This window comes from Pandoraea oxalativorans (assembly GCF_000972785.3).
GTDB lineage: Bacteria > Pseudomonadota > Gammaproteobacteria > Burkholderiales > Burkholderiaceae > Pandoraea > Pandoraea oxalativorans.
This window is the reverse complement of the sequence record NZ_CP011518.2, coordinates 349,925-362,137: the sequence shown is the minus strand read 5'-3', so window position 1 is coordinate 362,137 and position 12,213 is coordinate 349,925. Positions and strand designations below refer to the sequence as shown.

Below are 12,213 nucleotides of genomic sequence, written 5' to 3'. Positions count from 1 at the left end.
GGGCTTGGGCGCGCACCTCGCGTTTATGCTGCGCGTTACGGTTGTAGCGGCCTGCCCTGAACAGATTCGAAACCTGTCCATGGACCGATGCGAAGCGTTGCAGCTGGCGCGCCAAGCCAGCTCATAACCTTCCATAAATCGGGCATCACGACTTGGTTTCGAAAGAAATTGCCCGTGTCGAGAGGTAAAAGAGCACCCGGGGCACCGCTGATTTGTTCAAAACGGGGCGTTGGGCGAGGTAGCACGGTAATGCCCCCTGAAATCCACCGCTAGGAGAAGTAGAATTTTCTCGTTAAGAGGGAGTTCTGCAGATGAAGAAGTCGAGATTCACGGACAGCCAGATACTGGAGGCGCTCAAGCGCGCGGAGGCTGGGCTGGCGGTGCCGGAGCTGTGCCGAGAACTGGGCATCAGTTCGGCAACGTTTTATAAGTGGCGCTCGAAGTACGGCGGCATGGACGCGTCGATGATGTCGCGCATGAAGGAGCTGGAGGCGGAGAATACCCGGCTTCGCAAGATGTACATCGAGGAGAAGCTCAAGGCTGAGATTGCCTCGGAGGCCCTGCAAAAAAAGTTCTGAAGCCATCTCGTCGGCGCGAGATGGCAAAGCAAGTTGTGCAACAGCGGCGCGTGTCAATTCGTGTGGCGTGCGCGGTGCTCGGCATCAGCGAGTCGTGCTACCGGTACGCGGCGAAGTTGAACACGGAGAACGAAGAGATTGCCGACTGGCTACTGCGTATTACGGGCTGCCATCGCAACTGGGGTTTTCTGCTGTGCTACTTCTACCTGCGTAATGTGAAGGGATTCGGCTGGAACCACAAGCGCATTTACCGAATTTACCGGGAGCTGGAGCTGAACCTGCGCATCAAGCCGAAAAAGCGGCTGGTGCGCGAAACGCCGCAGCCGCTATCGGTACCGGAGGCCATCAATGAAGTGTGGTCGATGGACTTCATGCATGACCAACCGGTTGACGGGCGCAGTATCCGGACGCTGAACGTGATTGATGATTTCAACCGCGAGGCGCTGGGCATCGAGGTGGATTTCTCGTTGCCATCCGAGCGGGTGATTCGCACGCTGAAGCAGCATATGGAATGGCGAGGCAAGCCGAAGGTCATCCGGTGCGACAACGGCCCGGAATATTTGAGTGCGGCCATCGTGACATGGACGCAGAAGCAAGGCATCCGGCTGGAATACATCGAGCCGGGCAAGCCGCAGCAGAATGCGTATATCGAACGGTTCAACCGGACTGCGCGATACGAATGGCTGTCGCAGTACCTGTGGGAGGACCTGGAGCAGGTTCGCGAAGCGGCGGCCGACTGGATGTGGATTTACAATCACGAGCGCCCGAATATGGCATTGGGCGGTTTTACCCCGAAGCAGCGGCTTGCCATGGTCGCTTAGTTTCTACTTCTGCTGACCGTGGAAAACGGGGGCATTACCGCACAACCCTTCCTGCTGCCAGACGTCGGGCGTAGTGGTAACAGGCACCGGCGAGCCGAGGTGTGGCACCTTACCGGCCTACATCGCTTCGTGACGCACGGGGGCAATCTCATTTGTGTCAGCGTGGATTTCAGGGGTTTGCCGGAGGGCGGTCGGGCCGAGAACCTTAATAATGACAGCATCACCGTTGTCACGATCTGAGCGCCCGCGCTCCGTAAGGCGACGGTTTTTCCCACGCGACGCGTGCGGCCAGCGGGGCGGCGTGCTTAGGACAACCTACAAAAAGACCGCGCTCGGCAACTGAAAAACTGCCCTCGGGCGGGGCTTTCGAACCAATTTCTCAGGAGAAACGCAGCATGCCAGACAGAGTAACCCGCCGGTGCGAGCCCACGAAGGCCATTGGCCTGGAGCTAAAGTTAAACTAGTCAATCAAGTTGGGGGAGGCGAGCGAAGGGGGATGCGGCTATTTTCTTGGACTGTTTTACGTCGTTAACCCGAGGCTTTCACGGTACTCGATGGGGCTGAGATAGCCAAGGGAGCCCTTGATCCGCTTTTCGTTGTACCAGCGAATGTAGGCGTTCAGTGCCTCTACGAATTGCACGATGGTCGTCGAACGCCAGTCCCCTGGATAGAACATTTCGGTCTTCAGCCTTCCGAAGAATCCCTCACAGGCCGCATTGTCTGGTGAGCAGGCTTTACGCGACATGGATCGGATCAGATTAGCCTTTGCAACTCGCGATAGCCAGCCAGGCCAACGGTAGTGGCCACCCCGATCGGAATGTACGATCGGCTTCTCATCGTCCTCGGTCACGGTCTCGATAGCCGCATCTAACATGGTATTCACGAGCTCGGCGTCGGGGCTTGTGCCAATCGACCAACTGACTACCATGCCATCGAAGCAGTCGATCATCGGCGATAGATATACCTTCCCGGCCGGGATCTGGAACTCGGAGATATCCGTCAGCCACTTTTCGTTGGGGGCGGTAGCGTGGAAATCGCGATTGATGATGTTATCTGGGGCAGGGCTAATTTCCCCGACATAAGAACGATATCGGCGCCGCTTGGGCCTCGCCGCGTAGAGGCCGCCTTGTTTCATGAGGCGACGCACGACTTTCTCCGATAGAAACACGCGTTGTCTGCTGAGCGCTGCCTGCACCCGACGATAGCCGTAGGATCGGTGATTGTCCTCGAAGATTTCCGCAACGGTACGACGAACTTCGGCATATTTGTCGGCAACCCGCATGGGCGACCGATGGTAGAAATAGGAGCTGCGCGCCAAGTCCAGCTGCTCAAGCAGCTCAGCCAAAACGTACTGCTCTCTCAGGGCGTCAACCAGCGTCGTCTTCTCCCGGTTGCTCAGGAGTTGCAGGTCGACGCCCAGGTCTTTTTTTAGGTTCATCGCGCAATAGCGTGGAGGGATTTGACAAGTTTTCGTACTCTTGATGGCAGGAATTTGCCATCAGGAGTGCGTGGAGATGCTGGATCGCAAGCTGCTGGAGTCGCTGGGAGGCTGGCAGGGCTATGCCGTCGAACGCGTGGAGTGGCCCGAGGGCACAGGGCGCACGCTGTCGATCTATTTGAAGCCAACCGCCAAGGTGATGCTGTGCGAGCAGTGCGGCGCACGATGTCGCCAGGTCCATGAGACCACGGTGCGCCGGGTGCGAGATCTGCCGTTATTTGAGTACCGGGTTGTTCTTCATGTTCCACGCCGGCGCTTGTTGTGTGAGCAATGCGGTGGCCCGCGCCTGGAGCGGCTTACTTGGCTGGGTCGCTACCAGCGGGTGACGGATCGGCTTGCGGCGGCCTGCAGCCAATTGCTGCAATCGAGCAACGTGCAGGCGGTGGCGAGGTTCTTCGAGCTGGGTTGGCATACCGTCAAGACGCTGGACAAGGCCCGGCTCCGAGCGTCAGTGCGCGAACCGGATTGGTCCAGGATCGAGTATTTAGCGATGGACGAGTTCGCCCTGCATAAAGGGCATCGGTACGCGACGGTAGTCGTCGATCCGATCAGCAGGCAGGTGCTGTGGATCGGCCCAGGACGCTCACGCGAGACGGCTCGGGCGTTCTTCGAGCAATTGCCGCGTGGGGTCGCCCAACGCATCAAGGCCGTAGCCATCGACATGACTACGGCCTACGAGTTAGAAATCCAGGCCCACTGCCCACGGGCGGAGATCGTCTATGACTTGTTCCATGTCGTGGCCAAGTACGGACGAGAGGTCATTGATCGGGTGCGCGTGGATCAGGCCAACCAACTGCGCCAGGACCGTCCCGCGCGCCGGGTCATCAAATCGAGCCGCTGGCTGTTATTGCGCAACCGCGACAAGCTAGACCGGCAGCAGGCCGTCCGGCTCGACGAATTGCTGCAAGCCAACCAGCCGCTGCTGACGGTCTATGTCCTGAGGGACGAACTCAAGCGGCTCTGGTTCTACCGAAGACCTGCCTGGGCAAAACAAGCCTGGCACCACTGGTGCGAGCAGGCCGAGCAAAGCGGAATAGCCCCCTTGAACACCTTCGCTCAGCGTCTGAAAGGCTATCTGCATGGCATCCTGGCCAGATGCCGACATCGTCTAAACACCAGCATCGTTGAGGGCATTAACAACACTATCAAGGTCATTAAGCGGCGCGCCTACGGCTACCGAGACCAGGAATACTTCTTCCTCAAAATCCGCGCCGCCTTCCCCGGTAATGCTCAATGAACCTTTTTTTAGGAGTTCATTCGCCTTCTTCAACAGGTCCTGTTCAAGCTGCAGATTGCGAATTTTGCGCTGGAGCGCTTCGACCTGCCGTTCCAGTTCGTCCCGATCTGTCTCTGCGGGCGAGCCTTTGTCGCGTTTCATGGATGCAGGAGCCTCTCGGCCGAGTAACTGGTTCTTCCAGTTGTACAGCGTCACCCTGTCGACGTCCAGCTTTCGGGCCACCGCCTCTGCACTTCCTTCCCGTGTGCACAGTTCGTACACCGCAGCCTGCTTGGACACCAATGAAGCAGTTGGTCGACCGGCCTTGCCAACCACGCATTTCCTGGTTTCCGGATAGCGCTCGCGAACCCACTCCGTTAGTATCTGGCGACAGGGATAGCCCAATGTCCTGAGGGTGAAGGCGAAGCAGCGCCCGTGGTTGACGTAATGCTCGAGTGCTACGTTCTTCTGTTCTTCTGAGTACTTCGGCTTTACGCGAACATACCCCCTCTGCAGATCGCCAATCTTCTCGAATTCGTTACACCACGCCTTGAGAGAATTCTTCGTCGGGTAACCCAACTGGCGAATGGTCGCTTTGCTGCGCTTCCCGAGTTTCAGGTACAGCTCGACCGCCCGAACGCGTTCTTGGTATGAATACATGGACTACCTTCAAAGTAGTCCAAGATTTTGTCCGCATCCCCGGTGGGTCAGATTTAAACCGGCGTTGACAACCAAGAGCCCATCATGGCGGCAACCCCCTATGGTTCACGTGCGCGTGGACGAGAACATCAAGGTGCAGCCGGCGGAAACGCTGGCCGCGATGGGCCTGACCGCTTCGGATGCGATCCGCGTGTTCCTGCCCCGTGTTGTCGCTGACCAGGAACCACCGTTCGCGCTCAAGGCGCCCCACGCCACCACCCGCGCCGCCCTTGCAGAGGCCGACGAGCTTATCAAGAGCCGCCGCGCTCGCTTTGCCACCGCTGACGCGTTGCTTAATGCCCTCGAAGAAGCCAGCCGCAAGTAAGCGGGCGAAGCTGCCTCGCGCTTCGGATTACACCCGGGACTTCCTCAAGCATTGGCAGCGTCTGTCTCACTCAAGCCGATACGACATGAACCGACAGAAAGAAGCCGTGACGCTGCTGATTGCCAGCGACGGGCCATCGCCGCCTAAATGGGTCAATCACCCGCTCACGGGGGGCAGGTCACGCGGGCCTTGATGATCCACATGAAGCGCGATCAATCTCGAATGGGCTTGTGGCTTCGTGAACTCGAGCAGCGAAGTCATCCGCACGTCGCGCTCATTGCGCTAGCCAACAAGATCGTCCGAATCTGCTGGAAGGTATTGACGAGCCAACTGCCATATCGACCATTTCCAGACGCCCCCGTAGTCGCCTGAGAACAACGAAGTGTCGAAGTCCTGTTTTGCGAGTCCTGATTAACTGATGACACAGAACCGTTGACCGGCATGCCAAGAGCCCGGCTAAAAAAGCAGTCTTCGATGACTGAACGCTTTATTGGGTTTGGTGTGTGCGGATTCCATCATGGCCAGCAGTTACACACTGCGCAAACAGGCCGGATACATTGACGCAAACGTTGTTCTGTCGAAGCGGAAAACCAGTGACTTGCAAATCCGGGGCAGACCATACATTTTTAAGACGTCGCGCTCCTCCTCGGTACGACGCAGTTGCGCCCGAAGTCGCAAAATCTCGCTCTTGGCCTCGACCAGCTCGCTCGGCTGCTTTTCGGTCTTGTCCGGGGTGACCGCCTTGACCCACTTGTAAAGACTGTGCGCTGAGACGCCAAGACGGGCGGACACCTCTGCAACGGAGTGGCCGCGTTCGACGATCTGGCAGACCGCCTCTTCCTTAAATTCCGGTGTAAATCGCTCTGCACTCATGGACTTCCTCCTATGCTCAAATCATAGGCCAGAAGTGCTTACGATCCCGGCAGCAGTCCAATCATAGGCCAGAAGTGCTTACGATCCCGGCAGCAGTCCACCCGGCGCTCGCCCGGGCATCAGCCGGCCGTGAAAATCAGGTGTTCGCCCGAGGCGGTCCGATCCGGCAAGGCCGATACTTCACTCAACGACTAGCGCAACCCAGCGAAAGCCGCCCGATCAACCCGGACCACTGACTTGATGAAGAAGAACCCTCATGTTTGCACCCATCGTCTACGTCATCCTCACGTTCCTCGGTCTGCTCGGCCTCCTCGCCCCGGAGTTCGAGAGCCTGCTCACCAACGACGCCTGCGTCGAAACCGGCATGCACGGCGCAATCACGGTCGGTCATATCTTCAGCTACTGATCCCGGCTGGCCCATTTGGAATTCGCTGACGCGGGTCTCAGCTAACACGCGAACTCTAAGTTCACGACTCTTCTCAGACGCGCCTCGACCCGGTCCGACCTGCAAGCCATCAGGCAACGCTTTGCTTGCGCTCCTTGGTGAGGGAATCTACCACCGGAAATGTGCAGCCGCGCGGCAGTTTTTACGCGTCGACAGGCGCCTCATATCGGGTTGGGCGGAATAGGACGGCCAAGACGGTCCCGGCCAATTTGTTGGCTGCTGCGGCACAACGACATTGAAGGGGCGCCGCGCCAGCAAGTCGTCGAGCCACGGTGTTCGACGGCCACGGAGTACCTCCAATCGCGCACCGTGCACCAGCAGCGTTCGAAGGTAGGTGTTACCTCGTCTGCTCAGGCCACGCTGTCGTATGCGAGCGCCACTTCCGGTTTGCCGCGGAACCAGGCCGAGGCACGCGGTAAATTCCCGGCCGCAGCGGAAGGTAGCGCGAGTGCCAAACGCAATCTCAGCCTGGTACAGCTTCAGACGCACACGCACTCGTAAATTGATACACCGATGCCGGGGGTTATGCATCGAATGGCTGGGCGCTGCCTCCTTGAGATTTCGTTTTCGTTTGACGTCATCGGCCTCGATGGACGACGGTGGAATGCGGTTGATAACACCGGCTTGCCGCTTCTCCCTGAGTCGGTAGGAGTCGCCGGAGATGGGGACTACCTGAGCGTGGCGCAGTAGCCGATCAAGGAGTGCCGCGGTGCGCGTCGCGTCGTCGGAAAACGTTTGATGCCACTGGCCAAAATGCCGCTGCACCACTCGGGACCGATGGAAGGCGAAAAACCGAGGGAAGCTCAGCTCTGGATAAACGGATTTTTTCGTACGCTAGCAGACAGCGATTGCAGCGACCCCGCCATCGTTGGCTGCCGGGCAGGCTCAATTTGCTTCTATTCGATACTTCGATTAATAGCGAACTATGCAAACGAAACCGGTTGTTGTGGCCTTGGCAGCCCTGGCCCATGAATCCCATCTGGCCGTGTTTCGTGCGCAGGTCCAAGCCGGCCCGGAAGGACTGCCGGCCGGGCGAATCGCAACGCTGCTGGATGTTCCGCGCATTGCGTATCCCATCGCAGCCAGCGAAGCCGGCGCGGGCCTGCGCAGTTTCGCTGAGCCATGGGCCGACACGACAACGCCGGGCGCATGGTGTTGACGGTGTTCGGGGGCATGGCCGAGTTCGAACGCAGCCTGAATACTGAGCGTACTGGTAGCGGCCGAGCTGCTGCGAAGGCGCGCGGCACGTAAGCGAGTCCAGGGTAGCGTCTCGACGGTCTGCCCAGAAGTTGTCAGCGTCGCGCTCACCACACCGCGTGGCGGGAACTACGCCGAACACCGAAGCCCCAAAGAAAAGGAGCCGCAAAGGCGGTTTCAAGAGCCTGCGCGTCACTCCTTTCACTGGGCCGCTCGCCAAGGCCGCTCCGTTATCCCCATCCCAACGTCCAAGGCACGTGCATCGACGATACACAGTTGGTCCTGCGAGACGATGGCCTCGACCTCCATGTGGGGCTGGCCCACAAACATGCCGAGCACCCGGAGGAAGCCATTGTCCTGCATGCTTAACACGCAGTTCGGCGCGAGCAACGCCAGGTCCGGCCTGAGTCGGTGGCTCTGCTCGGGCTGCTTGCTTTCCTCGAGCTCCCTGCGGCCCGGGTCCATGGGGTGGTCGACCACTCCGAGCGCTCCGGCTAGCGCCGCGCGCGTCGCCGGAGCCGCGAGCTTGGCTAGCAGGTTCTTTTGCGCCAGACTCATGCGCTCGAAAATGGAGGCTTCCGTGAAGTTGCCGGCCTGCAGCAGCGCCTCGACTTCGTCGGGTGCCGGGTCGGGCGTGTTTCGGAAGCTCTCGGTGGCGGCCCTGGCGGCGTCCCTTGGCTCCACTTGCATGGTGAGCGGGGCGGCGTCTACGCCGCTGAGGGCGATCGTCACAGTGTCATGAGCAATTTCCTGGTACTCGAACTTGCTCTGATCTTCAGAAATCATTTCCCTCCTGACGCGCTCAAAGAGCTTGAGTACGTCGGGCAGGTCGTCGTCGCCCGGGTGAGAGAAGCAATACAGTAGCTCCCGAGTCAACGCCGTCTGGTGGGGCATCGAGAAGAACAGGTTGCCGAAACAGCCTTTCGAGCGATTGACGTCTTCGAAGGACGTGGCCGCGCGGGCATCCTCAACGTCGCCGACCGTGATCGCGCGGGAGGATCCCGTGAATTTTAGAACCACGTCTTTGCGTGACCTCACGGGCGCCTGGTCCCCTATTCCAACGGTGGTCACGCGTCCGGCGGTGTTGAACTCCATGTGTGTTCTCCTGCAAGTTCGAGGTGGATGGCGCAAGTTGCCGCGAAACAGAACGGCCGCGGGACCCGGCTCCCCCCACAAAGCCAATGGGGCTGCGTCAATGTGGACGGCCGCCACCCCATATGCTCCCGAGGCGCCGCGTAAAATCGGCTGTTCACGTTTGGCGGGCGGCCCACAGCGCATGTTCTGCAGCCATTGTGGACTTCATCCAGGAAGGCCGTCCTCAGGCGAACACCTGAGGTGGGCGACGGCGCGGGGTCGGGGCCCGGGGAGCAACGGAACAATGAAGTCAGTTAAGCCCGGCGAGCTCGCCCGAGGCACTTCATAAATCGCTTCCTCTTGCCAAAGCGCGCAACGCTCCGCGCGTAACGGACTCGGGTACGCAGAACGAATAGCGCCCGAACCGGTTGATGGGCTCTTGGCCGAACGGCGACAGCCGTGCCTCGTCCTGGGGCGGCACCGGGTAGCCCTCGCTGCGCAATTGCGCCAGCACCGCGTCCATGTAAAGCGTGTTCCATAGCACGATCATGTCCACGACCAGGCCGAGCGCGCTCAGCCGGTCTTCCCGCCCTTTGCGGTAGCGCTGAAATCGCTCGCCGCGCTTGCCGTGCAAGACATCGCGCGCCAGACTGTGGCGGCCTTCGCCGAGATTGAGTTGCAGCAGCGTGGCGCGGCGACGGGACTTATCCTCGATGAAGTTCAACGTGTGAATGGTGTTGTCGATGCGACCGATTTCGGCCATCGCCTGAGCCACGCTAGCCGGCCGTTCATCGATCTGCAATGTGCGCATTGACCTTGCCTCGTTTTCACGTACAGCAACTCACGCCGCTTGTAGCCTCGTTTCGTAATCACACGGCGTGAGGTACCCGATCGATGAATGGATGCGTTGACGATTGTAAAAGCCTTCGATCCAGTCCATCACATCCAGTCTTGCTTGGGCTCGTGTTTCGTAGCGGCATCGCGACGTCTGCTCGACTTTCAGCGTCTTGAAGAAGCTCTCCATCGGCGCATTATTCCAAGCATTGGCACGCCGGCTCATCGACATGACCATCCCGTACTCCTGAGCAAGCTCGCGGTGCGACCAACTCGCGTATTGGGCGGATTCAACTGGTCGTCGCAACATCTCCAGATTGGAGGTGTTGAATGGGACGACCACTGGGATGGAGCTCAGCACAAACGGGAAGGCCCCTCATGCGATCACCTGGCAGACCGGGCGTCAATCAACTCGATTCGAAGCGAGCATTCTGGAAGTGCATCGCACAAGGGATGGAGAGCGAGGCCGCAGCGCTGGCGTGTAACGTATCGCAACCGTTGGGGCCGCGATGGTTCCGTGAAGCGGGTGGCATGGCACCGATCGACCTGGTGCCACACTCTGGGCGTTACTTGTCATTTTCGGAGCGCGAGGAGATCGCAGTGCTGTGGGCGCAGGATTGCAGTGTTCGTGAGATTGCGCGCAGGCTGCAGCGGTCACCGTCAACGATTTCACGCGAGCTACGCCGTAACGCCGCGACCCGCAGTGGTACTCTGGTGTATCGGGCAACGGTTGCCCAATGGAAAGCTGAACGCGCGGCCGAGCGTCCGAAGGCCTCGAAACTGGCAGAGAACGACCAGTTGAGGGCATATGTGCAGGCTCGCCTGGCTGGAACGATCACTGACTTTCGGGGCAAGCCGATTCCCGGACCTAACGTTCCGTGGAAAGGACGAAGACAAGGGCGTCGTGCGGACCGTCGTTGGGGCACTTGCTGGAGTCCGGAGCAAATCAGTCGGCGAATTCAGATTGACTATCCCGATGATCAGTCTATGCGGATCTCCCACGAAGCCATCTATCAAGCACTCTACATTCAAGGCCGAGGCGCGTTGCGACGAGAGCTTACTGCTTGCCTGCGTTCGGGCCGCGCACTTCGCGTGCCGCGGGCCAGGACGCAACAGCGCGGAAAGCACTTCGTCACTCCGGAGGTGATGATCAGTGAACGCCCGGCAGAAATTGCCGATCGAGCTGTTCCTGGACATTGGGAAGGCGACCTGATCATTGGCCTTAACCGCTCCGCGATTGGCACTCTGGTTGAGCGCACCACCCGGTTCACGATGCTGCTGCATCTTCCACCAATGGAGGGTCATGGCGTCGGGGTGCGTGCCAAGAACGGGCCGGCGCTGGCAGGTCGCGGGGCAGAGGCGGTTCGCAACGCTATCGCGACAAAGATCGTGCTACTACCCGAGCATTTGCGGCGATCACTGACATGGGATCAAGGCGCAGAGATGGCCCAGCATGTACAGCTACGAATCGACACAGATCTGGAAATCTACTTCTGTGATCCCCAGAGTCCATGGCAACGCGGGACCAATGAAAACACGAACGGCCTACTGCGACAGTACTTTCCGAAAGGCACAGATATGAGTCGATATACCCAGCGTGAACTCGACGCGGTGGCGAGCACACTGAACTGTCGACCACGTAAAACGCTCGGATGGAAGACGCCAGCGGAAGCGTTCCACGCACTGTTATCCGCAACATAACGATGGATGTTGCGACGACTCCTTGAACCTAAGTTGCACGCCGCGATCGCTATGTACAATCCAGCCCCGAGGCGGCCGACGTTGCCAGTACGCCGAGCGCAGCGCCGTACACACGAGCTTGGCATCGATGCGCTCGGACATCGACCACCCGACGATGCGGCGGCTTCCCAAGTCCAGAATGGCCGCCAGATACAACCAGCCTTCGCTGGTGGGCAGGTACGTAATATCGGCCACCCACGCCTGATTCGGCCCCCGTCCATCGAAGCGTCGCGCCAGCAGGTTCGGCGCCACCGGCAAGCGGTGCGCCGAGTCTGTGGTCGTCTGCCATGCCCGCCGGTATACCGGCCGCAAACCTTGACGTATCAAGCTGCGGCGCACGCGCTCCGCACTCGTCTTCATGCCCTGGGCGGCCAGCGCCTTGACCAGTCTTGGACGGCCGTAGCAGCCGCGGCTCTGCGCGTGCAGACGGGCGACTTCGTCATCGAAGGCCGCCTGCCGCTGCCGGCGCTCGCTTGGCCACCGTACCCGCCATTGGCAGTAGCCACTGCGCGAGACCCTCAGCACTCGGCACAGACGGCTTACGTTGTATTGGTCGCGGTGAGCGTCGATCCATGCATACTTCACCGCGACCCCTTCGCGAAGTATGCCGTCGCTTTTGAGAGGATTTCCACATCGAGTTTCGCACTGGCTAATTCCTTGCGAAGCCGGCTGACTTCCGCCTCCAGCTCCGATACGCCGGGCTTGGCGCGGCTCACAGAGGCTGCCGCGCCTGGCGTGGCCGCCCCGCCTTCGCGCTGCTTGCGCGCCCAGTTGCCGAGGGTCGCCACCGGCAGGCCCAGACGGCGTGCCGCCTCATTGTGTCCCACTGAATTTGCCAGTCTTGCCGCCTCCACCCGGAACTCATCCGTGTAGCGACGATTCGGTACGCCTTTTTCGCCCATTTCGTCCTCCG

7 protein-coding genes and 9 pseudogenes are annotated in these 12,213 nt (G+C 59.8%); 7 read left to right on the top strand and 9 right to left on the bottom strand.

Annotation, left to right across the window (positions count from 1 at the left end):
- The first annotated feature begins 311 nt into the window (after nucleotides 1-311).
- A protein-coding gene (locus MB84_RS26260; RefSeq protein ID WP_157123033.1) for an IS3 family transposase occupies nucleotides 312-1,399 on the top strand; the annotation gives its coding sequence in 2 pieces (ribosomal slippage) (nucleotides 312-561 and nucleotides 561-1,399; 1,089 coding nt in all).
- Nucleotides 1,400-1,919: 520 nt separating this feature from the next.
- Here the strand turns inward: MB84_RS26260 and MB84_RS26255 are convergent.
- Nucleotides 1,920-2,831 (bottom strand): annotated as a pseudogene (locus MB84_RS26255) (IS3 family transposase); the annotation flags it as partial.
- 82 nt (nucleotides 2,832-2,913) lie between these two features.
- Between MB84_RS26255 and MB84_RS26250 the strand changes: the two are divergent.
- Entirely contained in the window at nucleotides 2,914-4,134 is a 1,221-nt protein-coding gene (locus MB84_RS26250; protein ID WP_046289972.1) for an ISL3 family transposase, read from the top strand.
- Nucleotides 4,135-4,137: 3 nt separating this feature from the next.
- On the opposite strand, the pseudogene MB84_RS29455 reads toward MB84_RS26250, so the two are convergent.
- Nucleotides 4,138-4,773 (bottom strand): annotated as a pseudogene (locus tag MB84_RS29455) (IS3 family transposase); the annotation flags it as partial.
- Nucleotides 4,774-4,873: 100 nt separating this feature from the next.
- Here MB84_RS29455 and MB84_RS26245 point away from each other — a divergent pair.
- Nucleotides 4,874-5,137, top strand: a complete 264-nt coding sequence (locus MB84_RS26245; RefSeq protein WP_052653779.1) for a type II toxin-antitoxin system RelB/DinJ family antitoxin — start codon at nucleotides 4,874-4,876, stop codon at nucleotides 5,135-5,137.
- Between the two features lie 579 nt (nucleotides 5,138-5,716).
- On the opposite strand, the pseudogene MB84_RS26240 reads toward MB84_RS26245, so the two are convergent.
- Nucleotides 5,717-6,010 (bottom strand): annotated as a pseudogene (locus tag MB84_RS26240) (transposase); the annotation flags it as partial.
- 256 nt (nucleotides 6,011-6,266) lie between these two features.
- On the opposite strand from MB84_RS26240, the gene MB84_RS30260 reads away from it, so the two are divergent.
- Entirely contained in the window at nucleotides 6,267-6,416 is a 150-nt protein-coding gene (locus tag MB84_RS30260) for a hypothetical protein (protein ID WP_157123031.1), read from the top strand.
- 147 nt (nucleotides 6,417-6,563) lie between these two features.
- On the opposite strand, the gene MB84_RS31265 is transcribed toward MB84_RS30260, so the two are convergent.
- Together MB84_RS31265 and MB84_RS31260 are read right to left on the bottom strand one after the other, a co-directional pair.
- Nucleotides 6,564-6,986 (bottom strand): transposase, encoded by a 423-nt coding sequence (locus tag MB84_RS31265; protein WP_425415933.1) that lies wholly within the window; start codon nucleotides 6,984-6,986, stop codon nucleotides 6,564-6,566.
- 84 nt (nucleotides 6,987-7,070) lie between these two features.
- Nucleotides 7,071-7,208, bottom strand: a pseudogene (locus tag MB84_RS31260) (ATP-binding protein); the annotation flags it as partial.
- Nucleotides 7,209-7,380: 172 nt separating this feature from the next.
- Between MB84_RS31260 and MB84_RS31255 the strand changes: the two are divergent.
- Nucleotides 7,381-7,515 (top strand): annotated as a pseudogene (locus MB84_RS31255) (ArsR/SmtB family transcription factor); the annotation flags it as partial.
- 33 nt (nucleotides 7,516-7,548) lie between these two features.
- Nucleotides 7,549-7,700 (top strand): annotated as a pseudogene (locus tag MB84_RS31250) (recombinase family protein); the annotation flags it as partial.
- A 153-nt stretch (nucleotides 7,701-7,853) separates the two neighbouring features.
- Here the strand turns inward: MB84_RS31250 and MB84_RS26230 are convergent.
- From MB84_RS26230 to MB84_RS26220, 3 genes and pseudogenes are all read right to left on the bottom strand, one after another.
- The gene (locus MB84_RS26230; RefSeq protein ID WP_052653776.1) at nucleotides 7,854-8,747 is read right to left on the bottom strand and encodes a hypothetical protein; all 894 of its coding nucleotides are present in this window, start codon (nucleotides 8,745-8,747) and stop codon (nucleotides 7,854-7,856) included.
- A 322-nt stretch (nucleotides 8,748-9,069) separates the two neighbouring features.
- Nucleotides 9,070-9,537 (bottom strand): annotated as a pseudogene (locus MB84_RS26225) (Tn3 family transposase); the annotation flags it as partial.
- Nucleotides 9,538-9,567: 30 nt separating this feature from the next.
- Nucleotides 9,568-9,846, bottom strand: a pseudogene (locus MB84_RS26220) (IS3 family transposase); the annotation flags it as partial.
- Nucleotides 9,847-9,890: 44 nt separating this feature from the next.
- Between MB84_RS26220 and MB84_RS29435 the strand changes: the two are divergent.
- The gene (locus MB84_RS29435) at nucleotides 9,891-11,261 is read left to right on the top strand and encodes an IS30 family transposase (RefSeq protein ID WP_211279395.1); all 1,371 of its coding nucleotides are present in this window, start codon (nucleotides 9,891-9,893) and stop codon (nucleotides 11,259-11,261) included.
- A 33-nt stretch (nucleotides 11,262-11,294) separates the two neighbouring features.
- Here MB84_RS29435 and MB84_RS29430 read toward each other — a convergent pair.
- Nucleotides 11,295-12,202, bottom strand: a pseudogene (locus tag MB84_RS29430) (IS3 family transposase); the annotation flags it as partial.
- Nucleotides 12,203-12,213: the final 11 nt, after the last annotated feature.

Bases quoted from the DNA above. Each gene is read 5' to 3' on its own strand.
- MB84_RS30260 (WP_157123031.1), top strand. From the start codon at position 6,267: ATGTTTGCACCCATCGTCTACGTCATCCTCACGTTCCTCGGTCTGCTC.
- MB84_RS26230 (WP_052653776.1), bottom strand. From the start codon at position 8,747: ATGGAGTTCAACACCGCCGGACGCGTGACCACCGTTGGAATAGGGGAC.
- MB84_RS26250 (WP_046289972.1), top strand. From the start codon at position 2,914: ATGCTGGATCGCAAGCTGCTGGAGTCGCTGGGAGGCTGGCAGGGCTAT.
- MB84_RS31265 (WP_425415933.1), bottom strand. From the start codon at position 6,986: ATGCATAACCCCCGGCATCGGTGTATCAATTTACGAGTGCGTGTGCGT.
- MB84_RS29435 (WP_211279395.1), top strand. From the start codon at position 9,891: ATGGGACGACCACTGGGATGGAGCTCAGCACAAACGGGAAGGCCCCTC.
- MB84_RS26245 (WP_052653779.1), top strand. From the start codon at position 4,874: ATGGTTCACGTGCGCGTGGACGAGAACATCAAGGTGCAGCCGGCGGAA.